The 15,557-nt window shown below is 64.3% G+C and carries 17 protein-coding genes; 10 read left to right on the top strand and 7 right to left on the bottom strand.

Translation table 11 applies throughout. From position 1 onward, the window contains the following. Positions 1-29: 29 nt before the first annotated feature. Complete coding sequence (gene mutM, locus ABWP89_RS17770) at positions 30-842, bottom strand: bifunctional DNA-formamidopyrimidine glycosylase/DNA-(apurinic or apyrimidinic site) lyase (RefSeq protein ID WP_353230983.1); 813 nt, start codon at positions 840-842, stop codon at positions 30-32. 106 nt (positions 843-948) lie between these two features. Between mutM and ABWP89_RS17765 the strand changes: the two genes are divergently transcribed. The 3 genes from ABWP89_RS17765 to ABWP89_RS17755 are packed head-to-tail and all read left to right on the top strand — an operon-like array spanning position 949 to position 4,456. Further along, complete coding sequence (locus ABWP89_RS17765; protein ID WP_353230982.1) at positions 949-1,713, top strand: class I SAM-dependent methyltransferase; 765 nt, start codon at positions 949-951, stop codon at positions 1,711-1,713. 11 nt (positions 1,714-1,724) lie between these two features. Further along, the gene (ubiB, locus tag ABWP89_RS17760; protein ID WP_353230981.1) at positions 1,725-3,299 is read left to right on the top strand and encodes a 2-polyprenylphenol 6-hydroxylase; all 1,575 of its coding nucleotides are present in this window, start codon (positions 1,725-1,727) and stop codon (positions 3,297-3,299) included. Then, positions 3,290-4,456, top strand: a complete 1,167-nt coding sequence (locus ABWP89_RS17755; protein WP_353230980.1) for an acyltransferase family protein — start codon at positions 3,290-3,292, stop codon at positions 4,454-4,456. Before ubiB ends, ABWP89_RS17755 begins: the two co-directional genes overlap by 10 nt. Here ABWP89_RS17755 and ABWP89_RS17750 read toward each other — a convergent pair. After that, a complete protein-coding gene (locus ABWP89_RS17750) occupies positions 4,453-4,851 on the bottom strand; it encodes a hypothetical protein (protein WP_353230979.1) in 399 nt (132 codons plus the stop codon). The two genes, ABWP89_RS17755 and ABWP89_RS17750, sit on opposite strands and share 4 nt — an antisense overlap. A 214-nt stretch (positions 4,852-5,065) precedes the next feature. Here ABWP89_RS17750 and coaBC point away from each other — a divergent pair, with 214 nt between their 5' ends. Both coaBC and dut read left to right on the top strand, forming a co-directional pair. Then, entirely contained in the window at positions 5,066-6,268 is a 1,203-nt protein-coding gene (gene coaBC, locus ABWP89_RS17745; protein ID WP_353230978.1) for a bifunctional phosphopantothenoylcysteine decarboxylase/phosphopantothenate--cysteine ligase CoaBC, read from the top strand. Next, on the top strand, positions 6,258-6,728 hold the full coding sequence (gene dut / locus ABWP89_RS17740; protein ID WP_353230977.1) for a dUTP diphosphatase: 471 nt from the start codon (positions 6,258-6,260) through the stop codon (positions 6,726-6,728). The genes coaBC and dut overlap by 11 nt, the downstream gene beginning before the upstream one ends. 21 nt (positions 6,729-6,749) lie before the next feature. Here dut and ABWP89_RS17735 read toward each other — a convergent pair whose 3' ends face one another. From ABWP89_RS17735 to secB, 4 genes are all read right to left on the bottom strand, one after another. Next, a complete protein-coding gene (locus tag ABWP89_RS17735; protein ID WP_353230984.1) occupies positions 6,750-7,472 on the bottom strand; it encodes a DUF4136 domain-containing protein in 723 nt (240 codons plus the stop codon). 182 nt (positions 7,473-7,654) lie between these two features. Further along, on the bottom strand, positions 7,655-8,674 hold the full coding sequence (gene trpS, locus ABWP89_RS17730) for a tryptophan--tRNA ligase (RefSeq protein ID WP_353230976.1): 1,020 nt from the start codon (positions 8,672-8,674) through the stop codon (positions 7,655-7,657). Between the two features lie 17 nt (positions 8,675-8,691). Then, positions 8,692-10,263 (bottom strand): murein biosynthesis integral membrane protein MurJ, encoded by a 1,572-nt coding sequence (gene murJ, locus ABWP89_RS17725; protein WP_353230975.1) that lies wholly within the window; start codon positions 10,261-10,263, stop codon positions 8,692-8,694. Positions 10,264-10,321: 58 nt separating this feature from the next. Then, complete coding sequence (secB, locus tag ABWP89_RS17720) at positions 10,322-10,864, bottom strand: protein-export chaperone SecB (protein WP_353230974.1); 543 nt, start codon at positions 10,862-10,864, stop codon at positions 10,322-10,324. 381 nt (positions 10,865-11,245) lie between these two features. On the opposite strand from secB, the gene ABWP89_RS17715 reads away from it, so the two are divergent. Continuing rightward, positions 11,246-11,938, top strand: coding sequence for a hypothetical protein (locus ABWP89_RS17715; RefSeq protein ID WP_353230973.1), 693 nt, complete (start codon positions 11,246-11,248; stop codon positions 11,936-11,938). A gap of 82 nt (positions 11,939-12,020) precedes the next feature. Beyond that, positions 12,021-12,782, top strand: a complete 762-nt coding sequence (locus ABWP89_RS17710) for a HesA/MoeB/ThiF family protein (RefSeq protein WP_353230972.1) — start codon at positions 12,021-12,023, stop codon at positions 12,780-12,782. On the opposite strand, the gene ABWP89_RS17705 is transcribed toward ABWP89_RS17710, so the two are convergent. Continuing rightward, positions 12,779-13,477 (bottom strand): NAD-dependent deacylase, encoded by a 699-nt coding sequence (locus tag ABWP89_RS17705; protein ID WP_353230971.1) that lies wholly within the window; start codon positions 13,475-13,477, stop codon positions 12,779-12,781. The two genes, ABWP89_RS17710 and ABWP89_RS17705, sit on opposite strands and share 4 nt — an antisense overlap. A gap of 113 nt (positions 13,478-13,590) precedes the next feature. Between ABWP89_RS17705 and dapB the strand changes: the two genes are divergently transcribed. Genes dapB through ABWP89_RS17690 form a run of 3 tightly spaced genes read left to right on the top strand, consistent with a single transcriptional unit; the run spans position 13,591 to position 15,488 of the window. Beyond that, entirely contained in the window at positions 13,591-14,361 is a 771-nt protein-coding gene (gene dapB, locus ABWP89_RS17700) for a 4-hydroxy-tetrahydrodipicolinate reductase (protein ID WP_353230970.1), read from the top strand. Positions 14,362-14,373: 12 nt separating this feature from the next. Continuing rightward, entirely contained in the window at positions 14,374-15,096 is a 723-nt protein-coding gene (gene nth / locus ABWP89_RS17695; protein WP_353230969.1) for an endonuclease III, read from the top strand. Then, positions 15,093-15,488, top strand: a complete 396-nt coding sequence (locus ABWP89_RS17690; RefSeq protein ID WP_353230968.1) for a DUF6491 family protein — start codon at positions 15,093-15,095, stop codon at positions 15,486-15,488. The genes nth and ABWP89_RS17690 overlap by 4 nt, the downstream gene beginning before the upstream one ends. The last annotated feature ends 69 nt before the right edge of the window (positions 15,489-15,557 follow it).

The raw sequence follows: 15,557 nt of genomic DNA, 5'->3' as shown, positions 1-15,557 counted from the left end.
CTGACTGCACGTCAGTGCAGTCAGACCCCCTATTTCTGGCAGCGCGGGCAGAAAAAGCTGGATCGGCCGCCCTGTGGAATGCGCTCGACGTGGCCGCCGCAGTGGCATGGTTCGCCTTCGCGGCCATAGACCCGCCAATCTTTGGCAAAATAGCCCAGTTCGCCATCGGGCCGCGCGTAATCGCGCAAGGTTGATCCGCCCGCGGTGATCGCTTCATCCAGCACCGCGCGGATTTCGGGCACCAGCCGCGACAACGCCGCACGCGACACCTGGCCGCCCGCGCGCAAGGGATGGATGCGCGCGCGATGCAGCGCCTCGCAAACATAGATATTGCCAAGGCCAGCGACCACATGCTGATCCAGCAGCAGCAATTTGACCGCCGCAATCCGGTCGGCAAACGCCCGCGCCAGATGCCCCACGGTCAGATCGGGGCCCAGCGGTTCCGGCCCCAGCGCGGCAAACGGCGCAAAAGTGTTCAACGCGGCGGTATCGACCAGATCGACCGAGCCGAATCGGCGCGCATCGTTCAGCACCAGCACATGGCCGCGCCCGGTTTCCAGCCGCAGATGATCGTGTCGGTCGGGCATTGCCGGATCGATTCGCCAGCGCCCCGACATGCCCAGGTGGAACACCATGGTCTGGCCTCGATCAGTCTGGATCAGCCCGTATTTGGCGCGGCGGCCCAGCGCGACGACGCGCGCGCCGGTCAGCGCCTGCACCAGATCGACCGGAAACGGCCGGCGCAGATCGGGGCGGTTAACCGCCACGCGCACCAGCCGGTCCCCGGCCAGAACCGTGGCCAGACCGCGTACGGTGGTTTCGACTTCGGGCAATTCGGGCATCGGTATCCGGCCTGGAAAAAATGGGAGCGAAAAAACCGGGATGATGACCCGCACGGGAATCCCTATCAGGCTTTGCCGAACCGACAATTCCCATTAAGGCCCTGCCATGACAACCACCGCCGATCATGCCCCCGACGGGGCCGCCGAAACCGCCTCGTTCGGATACGAAGACATTCCCGCTGCGGAAAAGGTCGACCGCGTCGGCGCGATTTTTTCCAACGTGGCGAAAAAATATGACGTCATGAACGACGCCATGTCAGGCGGGTTGCACCGGTTGTGGAAGGACCGCTTTGTCACCCGCGTCAAACCGCGCAATGGCGAAGCGATCCTCGACATGGCCGGCGGTACCGGTGACATCGCGTTTCGCATGGCGCGCCACGGCGCCGCCATTACCGTATCCGACATCAACCAGGACATGCTCGATGTCGGCATGGAACGTGCTGAAAAACGCGGGATTTCCGGGCTGGAATGGTCGTGCCAGAATGCCGAAACGCTGGATTTCGCCACGCGCAGCTTCGATGCCTACACCATCGCATTTGGCATCCGCAACGTCACCCATATCGACCGCGCGCTGGCAGAAGCGCACCGCGTGCTGAAATTCGGCGGGCGGTTTTTCTGCCTGGAATTTTCGACCACGCAATGGCCCGGTTTTGCCCAGGCCTATGACCTTTATTCGCACAATGTCGTTCCGCAGATCGGCAAGATGATTGCCGACGATGCGGATTCGTATCGCTATCTGGTCGAATCGATCCGCAGGTTCCCCACCATGCCCACGTTTGCGGCGATGATTCGCGATGCCGGGTTCGTGCGCGTGAAAGTGGAGCCGATTCTGGGCGGTCTGGTCGCGATCCATTCCGGCTGGAAGGTTTAGGGTTCATCCGCTTGACCATTTCCGACCTTAACCACGTCCGCCGTCTGCTGTGGTGGGGTCGTGTGCTGGGCCGCCGCGGCGCGCTGCGCGGGATCGAACGCGATTCCAACGCGCCCGCCACCGTGCGCTTGCTGTGCCGGGTCGCCCGCCTTGGCACGTTTCAGCCGACGGTACCCGATTACGCCGGCGCCTTCACCGCGATCGGCCCGGCAGCGATCAAGCTGGGCCAGACACTGGCCACGCGCCCCGATCTGGTGGGCGTGGCAGCCGCGCACAACCTGCTGGCATTGCAGGACAAACTGGCCCCGGTCGATTTCGCCACGATCCGCCGCGAGATTGAATCCAGCTTTGAACGCCCGCTGGAAAGCCTGTTTGCCACGTTTGACCCGGTGCCGATCGGCGCGGCATCGATCGCGCAAGTGCACCGCGCCACCACCAGCGACGGGCGCGATGTCGCGGTAAAAGTGCTGCGCCCGGGCGTGCGCGAAAAGTTCGGCCGCGACATCGCCACGTATGAATGGGCCGCCGCGCAGCTGGAAGCGTTTGACGGTGAAGCACGCCGGTTGCGGCCGCGCCAGGTGATCGCCAATTTCCGCCGTTGGACGATGCGTGAGCTGGATTTGCGGCGCGAGGCGGCGTCAGCGTCCGAACTGGCCGAACTGATGCACGCCTTTCCCGGTTATCGCGTGCCGGCGATCGACTGGGACCGCACCAATGGCCGGGTGATGACGCTCGACTGGATCGACGGCACCAAAATCAGCGATATCGCGCAGCTGGATGCACAGGGCATTGACCGCAAGGCGCTGGCGCAGCGGCTGGTGCTGGCATTCCTGACCCAGGCGATCAGCGGCGGCTATTTCCACGCCGACATGCACCAGGGCAATCTGTTCATCGATCGCGCGGGCACGATCGTGGCGATCGATTTCGGCATCATGGGGCGAATCGACCGGCGGGCGCGGCAATGGCTGGCGGAAATCCTGTATGGCCTGACCACCGGCAATTACCGCCGTGTCGCCGAAATTCATTTTGAGGCGCAATATGTGCCCAGTTATCATTCGGTTGACGAATTTGCGACCGCACTGCGCGCGGTGGGCGAACCGATGCGCGGGCGCCCGGTGAGCGAATTGTCGGTCGGGCAGATGCTGGACGGGTTGTTTGCGGTCACCCGCGATTTCGACATGGCGACCCAGCCGCACCTGTTGTTGCTGCAAAAAACCATGGTCATGGTCGAAGGCATCGCCACACAGTTGGATCCGCAGATCAACATGTGGGAAACTGCCGCGCCGTTCGTGCGCGACTGGATCCGCGACGAACTGGGGCCAGAGGCGGCGATTGCCGACCGCCTGCGCACCGATGGCGCCACGCTGCTGCGCCTGCCCGAACTGATTCGGCGGATCGAGGACCGTTTCCCGGCCAAGGGTGGCGCGCCCGAAGCACCGCCACTGCCGGATATCCCGTTGATGTTCGACCGGGCGCCGGGGCACGCCGGGCCAGGGCGGTTGGGCACGATCGTCACGCATCTGATGGCGGCGGCGCTGGGCGCGGCGACGCTGGCGCTGGGGCTGGTGGCAGGCTGGTGGGGATAACCGCGGCGGCCTTGCGCCTGCCCAAACGGCATTTCAATGCGCTGGACCTGTCGCGGCTGCTGGCCGCGTGCGCGGTGCTGTTCTGGCATTACCAGCATTTCTTTGTGCCGCCGGTGGATTTTGAATTCCACGTGCGCCGGTCGATCGCGCCGTTCTATCACCAGCTGGCCTGGGCCTATGATTATGGCCATGTCGCGGTCGAATATTTCTGGGCGGTGTCGGGGTTCGTGTTTGCCCATGTCTATCTGGCCGACACCGGCGGGCGCGGGCGGTTCTGGCTGGCGCGGCTGGCGCGGTTGTGGCCGCTGCATCTGCTGACGTTGGTGGTCGTGGCCGCGCTGCAGGCGGGATATACCGTCACCAACGGCACCGCATTTATCTATCACCACCAGGATCTGTGGCATTTCGTGCTGAATCTGGGGATGGCGCAGACTTGGGGGTGGCAGGTCAACCAGTCGTACAATGGCCCGTCGTGGTCATTGTCGACCGAAATGCTGGCCTATGCCGGGTTCTGGCTGCTACTGCCGCGGCTGCAACGCCTGCCCGCGAAGTGGGGGCTGGCGCTGGTGGCGGCGGTTGCGATTGCGATGTTTGCGCTGATCTTTGCCAACGTGCTGCCGCCCGATCAGCCGGCCGAGGCGCTGGCCGCCAAGCTGTCGACCGTGGTCAACTGCATCGCCTATTTCTTTGCCGGCACCGCGGTCTATGCTGCGGCGCTGAACGGCTGGCTGCCGATACGCGCGCTGGTCACGCTGGCGCCCGTGCTGGCGCTGGCCGGATGGTCGATGTCCGGGATGAAGCACCACGGGCATGATGCGGCGATTCTGGCCGGCACTTTTGCCGTGCTGTGCGCGATGCTGGCGATCGACCTGGCCGACAGGGACGATGTGCTGCGGTTTGGGCGCAAGCTGGGCGATGCATCCTATGGCATCTATCTGTGGCATTTCCCGCTGCAGCTGGCGATGGTGCTGGTCGTCGATGCCACGGTGCACACGCGCATGGTGTTTCGCGCACCGGCGTTGCTGATCGTGTTCGTCGGGCTGGCGGTGATCGCCGGGTTTGCCTCTGCCCGCTGGATCGAGCGCCCGGCGCAACGCGCGGTGCTGCGGCTAGCCGACCGGATCAGTCGGTGTTATGCCGTTAAAACAGCTGTTTAACTCGTCAGATCAGCAATCTTGTGGTGGGGCAGCAACCGCCATCCAGCCAGCAGCAGCACGACCTCGATCGCTTCGACCGCCATCGGCACTGGCCAGCCAGGGTATGGCCCCGACACCACCAGATCGATCGCGCGGCCGGCCAGCGTGACCGAAAACAGCAGCAGCGGCACCAGCATCAGATCGGCATTGCGCCGCCACGCGCCCCACAGCATGGCGAACCCGGCCACGCCGAAAAACGACATGAAATCGGCGCGGATGGTGGAAACTCCCGCCGGCCCCACCTGCATCACCCCCAGCCCGCGCGCCACATCCAGCGGCTGAAACAGGAACGATCCGGCCATGAACAGGTCGAACAGGCCGATCAGAAAAATCAGCGCGGTCAAAACAAAACGCATCAGCGTGGTTACCTTTTGCTAAGCTGCACTGACGTGCAGTCATACCTCCCGCCCCGCCTCCCCTCCCGACCACCAACGATACCAGCAGGTTATGGTGGTCGGGAGGGGAGGCGGGGCGGGAGGTATGAGTCGCGCATCGCGCGACCCCATATTAGACAAGTTCGATGCCGAAACGGTTGCGCCCATCCCCCCGCCAATGCAAGGTGCAGCCACGATGAAAATCCTGTTGGTCATTGGCGGCGGCATTGCCGCATACAAGGCGGCAGAGCTGGTGCGCCTGATCCGGCGTGACGGCGGCGAGGTAACCTGCGTGCTGACCGAGGCGGGATCGCGCTTCGTGACCCCGCTGACGCTGGCCGCACTGAGCGAAAATGTCGTGCACACCACGCTGTGGGACCTGAAGAATGAGGTCGAGATGGGCCACATCCGCCTGTCGCGAGAGGCTGATCTGGTGGTGGTATGCCCCGCCACCGCCGACCTGCTGGCGCGCATGGCGGCGGGTATGGCCGATGATCTGGCCACCACGCTGCTGCTGGCCACCGACAAACCGGTGCTGGCCGTCCCGGCGATGAATGTGCGGATGTGGCAGCACGCCGCGACCGTGGCCAACATTGCCACGCTGCGCACACGCGGCGTGACGGTGATGGACCCCGATGTGGGCGCGATGGCCTGTGGCGAAGTCGGCCCCGGCCGCCTGCCCGAGCCGGAGGCGATTTTTGCCGCGATCCGGCAGCAATTGAACCCGCCGGCCCGGCCCCTGGCAGGCCGCCATGTGCTGATCACGGCCGGGCCGACGCACGAACCGATCGACCCGGTGCGCTATATCGCCAACCGGTCGAGCGGAAAGCAGGGCTTTGCACTGGCTGCCGCTGCGGCGGCGGCGGGGGCGCAGGTCACGCTGGTGGCGGGACCGGTGGACCTGCCCACGCCTGCCGGTGTGCACCGCATCGATGTGCAGACCGCGCGCGACATGGCCTGTGCGGTCGATGCCGCCCTGCCCTGCGATGTCGCGATCATGGTCGCCGCGGTGGCCGATTGGCGCACCGCCGAAAGCAGCGGACAAAAGCGCAAAAAGGATGGCACCGGGCGGATCGCGCCGCTGGAGCTGGTGGAAAACCCCGACATTCTGGCCGGCCTCGCGCATTGCGTGGCGCGGCCGCGCCTGTTGATCGGGTTTGCCGCCGAAACCGAACAGGTTATCGCGCATGCCCAGGCCAAATTGGCGCGCAAAGGCGCCGACTGGATCATCGCCAACGATGTTTCTGGCGATGTGATGGGTGGCGCGAACAACACCGTGCACATCGTGACCCCCGCCGGGGTGGAAAGCCTGCCGCGCATGGCCAAAGCCCAAGTGGCGCAAGCCATTATCGAAAAGGTGGCGCAAGCCATCATTGCAAAGGTGGCCGATGCCCTCTGACAATCACAGCCATCCCGAAGTGCCGGTGCGGGTGCGCCGGCTGGCCCACAATCCTGATCTGCCGCTGCCCGCCTATGCCACGGCTGGCGCAGCAGGAATGGACGTGGTCGCGGCCGAAGACGTGGCGGTTGCGCCGGGTGCGCGCCACGCGGTGGCCACCGGGCTGGCGCTGGCCATCCCGCCGGGATTTGAAATTCAGGTGCGTCCACGGTCGGGGCTGGCGCTGAAACACGGGGTGACCGTGCCCAACACGCCTGGCACGATCGACAGCGATTACCGCGGCGAACTGAAAGTGATCCTGATCAACCACGGCGACACGTGCTTTGTCGTGCAACGCGGTGATCGCATTGCCCAGCTGGTGCTGGCCCCGGTCACCCGCGCCACCTGGGTTGAGGCCGATGAACTGGACCACACCGCGCGCGGCGAAGGCGGGTTCGGGTCGACCGGGGTCAAATCCTGACCCCGGTCGCGTCGGATCAGCCTATTTCTTCTTTTCGGGCGGGATCGAGATGCGCACGGTTTCACCGCTGTGGCCCGGGAAACCGGTGAACAGCGATTCGATCAGGTTGGGCACCAGATAGGGCAAGCGGTTGGAGGCTGACACCGCCTCTGCCTTGCCCTCAAACAGGCGCTGGCCATCGCTGCGGCGTTTGATCCGCACTTCGACGCCACTGGTATAGACTGTCGTCACGCTGATATCGTTGAACCACGGATCATACAGGCCATAGCCCCAGCCGCGGCCACCATAAAAACCGCCGTGGCGGCCATAGAACCCGCCACCATAGAACCCGCCGCCATAAAAACCGCCACGGCCATATCCGCGCCACGGGCCCCAATAGGGATCGGCACCAAACGTGTCGACTTTTTCACGGCCCTTGTCGACGCCGTAATCGAATTCGACCACCAGATCGGCGGTAGCGGGATCGCCCGCGACATATCCAACCTTGCGCAGTTGTTCGGCCACCAGCCCGGCATATTGCGAAAATTCCAGCCCGCCGCTGTTGCGCGCATCTTCGGCAACCACGGCAAAGCTCTGGCCGGCGGGCGCAGGCAATTCGTGCTGAAACCGCGAAACGCTGGCGTTGAAGTTTTCCGCACACCCGGCCAACCCGGTGGTCACCGTGGCGGCCAGCGCCAGCGGCAGCGCAAGGCGGGCCATCCGCAGCAACGCGGCGGCGCGCAAAGGAACAGCGGTCTTTGTCATCGGCATGTTATCCAACCCTTCCGTGGACCCGGCGTCCCCCGCCGGACCAAACCATCCTGCAACCCTGCACAACCCATCGCGAGCGATGCTGCATCCGACCGCCTGAATAGCGGTTGAACGCATCCGCGCTATGGCCTGTCGCACCCTGCCCGAAAGGCCAGGGTGCGACCAGGCCGAACCCATCACCCGGTGACCAGCCCCAGCGCGGCATAGGTGGCATCAAGCGTCGGGCGCGCCAGCACCCGCGCCTTTGCACTGCCTGCCGCCAGAATGGCATCAAGCGCAGCGTGATCGTCGCGCAAGGCCCGGTACCGCGCGGCGATCGGCGCCAGCCGGTCGACCAGCAGATCGCCCAGCGCCGGTTTGAACCGGCCAAACCCCTGCCCGCCGAATTCGGCCAGCACAGACGCCACATCGCCCCCGGCCATCGCCGCATAGATCGCCACCAGATTGCGCGCCTCTGCACGATCGGCCAGCCCGGCAGCCTCTGACGGCAAAGGCTCGGGATCGGTTTTCGCCTTTTTCACTTTTTGCATGATGGTGTCGGCATCGTCGGTCAGGTTGATGCGGCTCATGTCCGACGGGTCGGATTTGCTCATCTTGGCATTGCCATCGCGCAACGACATGATCCGTGCCGCTTCGGGCGGGATGATCGGATCGGGCAGCGTGAACAGCGGTGCCGCCTCACTGGCGAAATCGTTGTTGAATTTCTGCGCGATGTCGCGCGCCAGTTCCAGATGCTGTTTCTGGTCGTCACCCACCGGCACGTGCGTCGCCTGATACAGCAGGACATCGGCGGCCTGCAGCACTGGATACGTGTACAGCGCGACCGAGGCGCCTTCACGGTTTTTGCCGGCCTTGTCCTTCCACTGCGTCATCCGGCCCAGCCAGCCCATCCGCGCGGTGCCGCACAACAGCCATTGCAGTTCGGCGTGCGCGGGCACTTGCGCCTGGTTGAACAGGATCGACCGGTCGGGATCGATCCCGCAGGCGACCAGCGCGGCGACCATTTCGCGCGTGTTGGCGCCCAGATCGGCGGGCACGTGCGGCATCGAAATGGCATGCAGATCAGCCAGGAAATACAGGCAGGTCGCGCCCTTTGCGGTCCATTCGTCCTGCATCGCCACCCAGTTGCGGATGGCGCCGAGATAGTTGCCAAGATGCAGATTGCCGGTGGGCTGAATGCCGGAAACGATACGCATGGACGCAAACCTTGAACTTATGAACTGCGGCGACGCCGCAACAACAGGGCAATATCGTCGCGGGAAAAGGCCCCGAGCACGATGGTGGCAAGGCCATAGACCAGCATTCCCGCGGAAACCAGCGCCGCCAGCGCGGCAAACCGTATGGCCCACGATCCGTGGACATAGGGCGCGATCAGATCCTGCCCGCGCCACAGCACCGCCCCCATCGCCAATGCCGCGAACAGCAGCCGGGGCGCACGGCGGCGCAACCGTGCATCGGCGATGAAATGCCCGCGCCGCCCCAGTTCGCGATACAGCATCCACACATTCACGGTCGATGCGATGGCGGTCGCCAGCGGCGGGCCGACATGGTGCAGCGGCATGATCAGCAGCAGATTGCCCAGCAGATTGACCGCGATCGAAATCAGCGCAAAGCGCACCGGGGTGCGCGTATCCTGCCGCGCGTAAAAACCGGGGGTCAGTACTTTGACCAAGATATAGCTGGGCAGGCCGATCGAAAACGCCGCCAGCGCCTGCGCCGTCATGTGCGTATCCATCGCGGTATAGCGGCCATAACCGAACAGCGCTGCCGCGATCGGTTCGCCGCACACGACCAGCGCGGTGGTCGCCGGCAGGGTCAGCAACAGCGCCAGTTCCAGCCCGCGGTTTTGCGTATCGAGCGCGGCCAGATCGTCGCCCGACCCCAGCTGGCGCGAAATCGTCGGCAGCAGCACGGTGCCCAGCCCAATGCCGATCAGCCCCAGCGGCAGCTGGTTCAGCCGGTCGGCGATGTAGATATAGGTCACCGAACCATGGTCGAGCAGCGACGCCGCCAGCGCGGTCGAAATCACCAGGTTGATCTGCGCCGCACCGGCCCCCGCCGCCGCCGGCAGGATCAGCGACATCAGCCGCCGCACTTCCGGGTTGAGCCGGGGCCACCGCAACCGCAGGCTGATACCGTTGAGGCGGCAGGCCCACCCCAGCCACAGCAGCTGCAGCGCGCCCGAAACCGACACCGCAATCGCCTGGTTGCGCGCGGTCGCCAGCGGATCATGGTTGTGAAACAGCAGCAGCGCGGCAATCAACGTCAGATTGAGCAGGATCGGCGCGGCCGCATTGACCCAGAATTTCTGCAGCGAATTCAGAATGCCGCCAAACAGCGACACCAGGCTGATCAGCATCAGATAGGGGATGGTGTAGCGCGACAGCGTTACCGCAAACGCAAATTCGCCCGCGCTGACGCCGTGAAAATGCCCCGACAGCACCAGCGTGACCGGCCAGGCAAACACCTCCAGCGCGATGGTCATCGCCAGCAGCACGGGCAGCAGCACGGCCAGCGCCTGTTCGGCGAACAGCAGCCCGTCGGCCAGGCCCTGCCCGTCGGGATCGGCGACTTTCTGGTTGAACATCGGGATGAACGCCGACGCGAATGCGCCTTCGGCAAACAGTGCGCGGAACATGTTGGGCAGGCGAAACGCCACCAGAAACGCGTCTGAGGCAAAGCCGGCGCCGACATACCGCGCAAACAGGCTGTCGCGCACCAGCCCCAGCACCCGGCTGATCAGCGTCAGGCCGCCGATCGTGCCCGTAGCCTTCAGCAGGTTCATGCGAATGGCCCGCAAGCGGGATCCGGCTGCGCAATAGCCGCCGAATCCCGGATCACGGTCAGGCTGCGCCGATCGGATTGGCGACTGCGGCAGCGGCGGCGTCGGCCTGCTGCTGTTCCAGCTGAGCAAAATACAGCCCGTTGAAATCGATCGGTTCCAGCATCAGCGGCGGGAACCCGGCATCGCGCACGGCATCGGCGACGATGCGGCGCGCAAACGGGAACAGCAACCGCGGCGCTTCGGCAAACAGGAACGGATGCGCCTGATCGTCGGGAATGTTGCGCATCGCGATCAACCCGCCAAACGCCAGTTCGACCAGATAGGCCATGCCCTGGGGCGCCTTCGACGTCGCCTTGATCTTCAGTTCGACCTCATGCAGTTCGGGCGCAAAGGTGCGCGCGGCGATATTGAATTCAACCTGCAGTTCGGGCGCATCGGTCCATTGAAAGCTGTCCGGCGCATTGGGATTTTCGACCGACAGGTCTTTGACATATTGCGAAACAAACCCGATTGCCGGGCTGGTATCTTCACCATTGACGGCGGGGCCAGTGGCCGGCTGGTCAAGGTTGAGCGTGCTGATGATGTTGCCTTCGTCGGCCATGGATCGCGCTTTCGTGGGTTTGGCTTTGCGGTAAGGGCCGAACACGCACGGCCAGCCCCCTGACCGGCGCGCCTAGCATTTGCGCCGGGGGACGGCAACCGCAACCGCCGATGCGCGCGATTGCCGGCAGCGCGTTGTTTGCACACTTGCACCTGGTGCTGACATAAGAGCTTCGTCGCCCCGGGCTTGACTGTACAGTCAAGCCCGGGGCGACGTTACCGGGATACGTTAGCGCCTATGGGCCATTGCCCTTGCATCCCGTTAACCGTCCGCAACTGCCAGTCGGCTCGATCTTCCGCCCAGTCGCGACGCGGCAGATTCCGACCATCTTCCCGACGATAACGGTTTGCGCGGTGGCGCCGAAGAGCGCACATCCCCTACATGACAGAGCAGCGAACCTACCCTCCATTTCACATCGATGCCGATGCTGATGCACTTACAGCGATCGGAGTGGGAATCGCTTCGATTGTTCCGATGCTCAATCGCTATCAACCCGATCATGCGGGACCACGCGCAGAGTTGGTCTGGATCAAGGATAGCGCGGGTACTGCATGGGCCATTACCGCTAACCAACGTGACCTTGAATTCAAGTTCGAGGTGTTCAGCCTTAGTATAGAGAATGAAGCTGCACTGAAGACCAGGATCGAAACAGGTAACCCACTTCCGCTACCTGACGATGCTCCCGATTGGCTCCGAACCATTGCCGCCGTTCCGAGAATGGCCCCGGTGCCGCCAGCAGATTTGCAGCCACCACCATTTCAAATATGTCGGACGGATGTTCTTCGCCGAGCAGAGTTCATAATGAGCGATGTTCACATTGAAGAAGCGTTGGGTGAAAATCCCAATCTTCAGACAGCCGCGGTGCCTGAAAATGTTCCGTCCAACGCTGACGCCTGTTGCATTGTCTCAGTTGCCTTGCTGTTCACGGGATTGGAAGGACAGCGGCTTCTCGTTGGTGTAGACTGGTTTCCGTTGAACCTGATCATGACTGCGCATCCAGACGCTATCGATGACTACACCGCAGATTGCGAAATGATCGAAATTTGCGAATACGCCGAGATGTTGCATAAATGAAGTTCCGGCGTCTGCAAAGCCGTTACCTGCCAGCGGCACAAACCCCTTCGCAATTCACCACAACCTTCCTATCTCCCCAGCCATGACCCCAGACCGCCTCGATCGTTTCGCCCGCCATATTGTCCTGCCGGAACTGGGCGGGGCCGGGCAGGCGCGGCTGGTGGATACGCATCTGGTGCTGGTGGGCGTGGGCGGGATCGGCAATCCGGCGCTGCAATATCTGGCGGGGGCCGGGATCGGGCGCTTGACGCTGATCGATGACGATGTGGTGGAGGCGTCCAATTTGCAGCGGCAGACGCTGTTTGCGCCCGCGGATATCGGCCGGGCCAAAGTCGTGACGGCGGCGGAATGGGCCGCGCGGTTTGATCCGGCACTGCATATCGTGGCGCATCAAACGCGGATCGATGGCGGCAATGCCGCGACACTGCTGGCCGGCGCCGATGTCGTGTTGGACGGCAGCGACAATTTTGCCACGCGGCTGGCGGTGGCGGATGCCTGCGTGGCGCTCGGCGTGCCACTGACGAGCGCGGCGCTGGGGCGGTTTCAGGGGCAGGTCGCGAATTTTGCCGGCCATTTGCCAGACCAGTCCTGTTACCGCTGCTTTGTCGGCGATGCGTTTGATGCCGAAGATTGCGACACCTGCGCCGATCAGGGCGTGCTGGGGGCGATGGTGGGCATGGTCGGGGCGTTTGCGGCGATGCATGCCATTCGCGTGCTGCTGGCCGGCGTGGCGACGCTGGGCGATCCGCAATGGGGGCGGTTGCACGTGCTGGATGGCCTGGCGCCCAGCTTGCGCACGATGCGCATTGCCAAGGACCCGGCGTGCGGGGCGTGCGGCGCCTAGCCCAGCAGCTCGTCCACCCACGCCGGGACCACGGTGCTGGCCGGGCCCAACCGGGTTTCATCAAACCATGACGACCCCTGCGATCGTTCCAGGTTGAGTTCCAGCGTTTCCACCCCCAGTTCGCGCGCCAGCCGCACAAACCCGGCGGCGGGATAGACCGCGCCCGATGTGCCGATCGATACGAACAGGTGCGCATCGGCCAACGCGCGCTGGATCGCGTCCATGCAATAGGGAATTTCACCAAACCACACGATGTCCGGGCGCAATGCCGGTTCACCGCAGGCGGGGCAGGGCGGTCGATCGATCAGCGTCCCGGTCCAGCGCGGGCGCGCATCGCATGCGGTGCACCACGCGTTCAGATGTTCGCCGTGCATGTGGATGATATTCTGCGATCCGCCGCGTTCGTGCAGGTCATCGACATTTTGTGTGACCACGGTGATCCGGCCCGGCCACGCCTGTTCCAGCCGCGCCAGCGCAAAATGCGCCGGGTTCGGCTCCTTGGTCTGGATCGCCGCGCGGCGCATATCGTAAAACCGCAGCACCAGATCGGGATCGCGCGCGAATGCTTCGGGCGTGGCGACATCTTCCACACGGTGCTGTTCCCACAGCCCGCCTTCGGAGCGAAAGGTGTCGATGCCGGACTCGGCGGAAATGCCGGCGCCGGTCAGGATGACGATGGAACGGGGGGTAGCCATGGCACGTATCATGCCGCGTGAACGGCGACTTGGCCATGGGGTTCAGGTCGGGGTTGCGCGGGGTGGGCGACACGCGCAAAAGGCGCGCCAGCACAAGCGGCACGGGGACGACAATGGCCAGAATCGGGATCATCGGCAGCGCGGGGCGAATGGGCCGGGCGTTGCAGGACGCGATTGCGGCAGCGGGGCATGACTATGCCGGCGGGATCGACCAGGGTGGTGATCCCGCCGCGCTGGCCGCGTTAAGCGACGTGCTGGTCGATTTTTCCGCGCCGGCAGCGCTGGAGGGCAATCTGGATGCGGCGATCGCGGCGGGGGTCGGCATCGTTGTCGGCACCACCGGCCTTGGCGAACGGCACCACTGGCTGATCGATGCGGCGGCGGCGACCATTCCGGTGCTGCAGACCGGCAACACGTCCCTGGGCGTGACGCTGCTGGCGCATCTGGTGCGTGAAGCGGCGGAGCGGCTGGGGCCGGATTGGGATATCGAAATCGTTGAAACCCACCACCGCATGAAGGTCGATGCCCCATCGGGCACGGCGCTGCTGCTGGGTGAGGCGGCGGCGGCCGGCCGGGGTGAGGACTTGCGCGATGTGGCGGTGCGCGGGCGCGTTTTTGTGGCACGCGAGCGCGATTTTGCGGCGCGCGAGCGCGATGGCCTGACCGGCGCGCGGGTGCCCGGCACAATCGGCTTTGCCAGCCTGCGCGGGGGCAGCGTGGCGGGCGACCACGCGGTGCATTTTCTGGCCGACAGCGAACGCCTGACGCTGTCGCATATGGCCGAAGACCGTGGCATTTTCGCGCGCGGTGCGGTGCGTGCGGCAGAATGGCTGACCGGGCGCACGCCGGGCCGCTACACCATGGCGCACGTGCTCAATCTGTAGACGGGTCAGGCCATGAACCGCGCGCAGATCTTTGAATTTTTCCGCCGGTTGGCAGAGGGCAACCCCGCGCCCGAAACCGAGCTGGCCTATGGCAACACCTATCAATTGCTGGTGGCGGTAACGCTGTCGGCGCAGGCGACCGATGTGGGGGTGAACAAGGCCACGAAACGGCTGTTTGAACTGGTGCACACCCCGGCGCAGATGGTGGTGCTGGGCGAAGACGGGCTGAAACAGCACATCAAGACGATCGGGCTGTTCAACGCCAAGGCAAAGAACGTGATCGCACTGTCGGAACTGCTGGTGCGCGATCATGGTGGAGAAGTGCCCAACACGCTGGAGGCGCTGACCGCGCTGCCCGGGGTGGGGCGCAAGACCGCCAATGTCGTGCTCAACTGCGCGTTCGGCATGGAAACCTTTGCGGTCGACACGCATATCTTTCGCGTCGGCAACCGCACCGGCCTGGCGCCGGGCAAAACGCCCGAAGCGGTCGAGCGCGGGCTGGACAAAAAAGTACCCGCGCCGTTCCGGCTGGGCGCGCACCACTGGCTGATTCTGCACGGCCGCTATGTGTGCAAGGCGCGCAAACCCGAATGCTGGCACTGCGGGGTGGTTGACCTTTGCCGATTTAAGGCAAAGATTACCGACTCGGGGGCCAAACCTGCGCCGGCCAAACCAGCCAAAGCCAAATCAGCCAAGGCCGGCCCGGCGCGCAAGGCAAAGGCAAAGACGACATGACGCGAAACGTCCTGATGCTGGCCACGGCGCTTGGCATGCTGGCTGGCTGTGCCCCGGTTCCCGGTGGCAGTGATGGCCATGGCAAAAACGTGCCCATCGTGCGCGCGACCGGTGCCCCGCGCAATTGCATTTCGATCGTCGGCATCAGCGAAAGCCGGGTGCAGGATGACTGGACCATCGATTTTCGCACCGGCGTGCGCGATTGGTACCGCGTAACGCTGCCGCAGCGCTGTTACAGCCTGGGCACTTATCGCGCGTTCAAATACGAAACCTCGCTCAGCCAGCTGTGCAACACCGACATCATCACCGTGATGGAATTCGGCGGCCCCGGCGGCGGCCCGCGCGGATCATGCGGCATGGGCATGTTCCAGCCGGTTGAGATCGCCAAATAAATCCTCCCCAATATGGGGCTACGGCATTCACACATCGTGGTTGCGAAGGTTGCAGATGTCTGATTCGTA

Source organism: Novosphingobium sp. (assembly GCF_040398825.1).
Lineage (GTDB): Bacteria > Pseudomonadota > Alphaproteobacteria > Sphingomonadales > Sphingomonadaceae > Novosphingobium.
Note: the sequence above shows the minus strand (reverse complement) of the source record. Positions and strands in the feature narration are given on the sequence as shown.

Excerpts from the sequence above, each read along its gene's own strand:
- ABWP89_RS17690 (WP_353230968.1), top strand. The coding sequence starts at position 15,093 with ATGACGCGAAACGTCCTGATGCTGGCCACGGCGCTTGGCATGCTGGCT.
- trpS (WP_353230976.1), bottom strand. The coding sequence starts at position 8,674 with ATGCGTATCGTTTCCGGCATTCAGCCCACCGGCAATCTGCATCTTGGC.
- nth (WP_353230969.1), top strand. The coding sequence starts at position 14,374 with ATGAACCGCGCGCAGATCTTTGAATTTTTCCGCCGGTTGGCAGAGGGC.
- ABWP89_RS17750 (WP_353230979.1), bottom strand. The coding sequence starts at position 4,851 with ATGCGTTTTGTTTTGACCGCGCTGATTTTTCTGATCGGCCTGTTCGAC.
- ABWP89_RS17705 (WP_353230971.1), bottom strand. The coding sequence starts at position 13,477 with ATGGCTACCCCCCGTTCCATCGTCATCCTGACCGGCGCCGGCATTTCC.
- ABWP89_RS17765 (WP_353230982.1), top strand. The coding sequence starts at position 949 with ATGACAACCACCGCCGATCATGCCCCCGACGGGGCCGCCGAAACCGCC.
- mutM (WP_353230983.1), bottom strand. The coding sequence starts at position 842 with ATGCCCGAATTGCCCGAAGTCGAAACCACCGTACGCGGTCTGGCCACG.
- murJ (WP_353230975.1), bottom strand. The coding sequence starts at position 10,263 with ATGAACCTGCTGAAGGCTACGGGCACGATCGGCGGCCTGACGCTGATC.
- dapB (WP_353230970.1), top strand. The coding sequence starts at position 13,591 with ATGGCCAGAATCGGGATCATCGGCAGCGCGGGGCGAATGGGCCGGGCG.
- dut (WP_353230977.1), top strand. The coding sequence starts at position 6,258 with ATGCCCTCTGACAATCACAGCCATCCCGAAGTGCCGGTGCGGGTGCGC.
- secB (WP_353230974.1), bottom strand. The coding sequence starts at position 10,864 with ATGGCCGACGAAGGCAACATCATCAGCACGCTCAACCTTGACCAGCCG.
- ABWP89_RS17735 (WP_353230984.1), bottom strand. The coding sequence starts at position 7,472 with ATGACAAAGACCGCTGTTCCTTTGCGCGCCGCCGCGTTGCTGCGGATG.
- ABWP89_RS17710 (WP_353230972.1), top strand. The coding sequence starts at position 12,021 with ATGACCCCAGACCGCCTCGATCGTTTCGCCCGCCATATTGTCCTGCCG.
- coaBC (WP_353230978.1), top strand. The coding sequence starts at position 5,066 with ATGAAAATCCTGTTGGTCATTGGCGGCGGCATTGCCGCATACAAGGCG.
- ABWP89_RS17715 (WP_353230973.1), top strand. The coding sequence starts at position 11,246 with ATGACAGAGCAGCGAACCTACCCTCCATTTCACATCGATGCCGATGCT.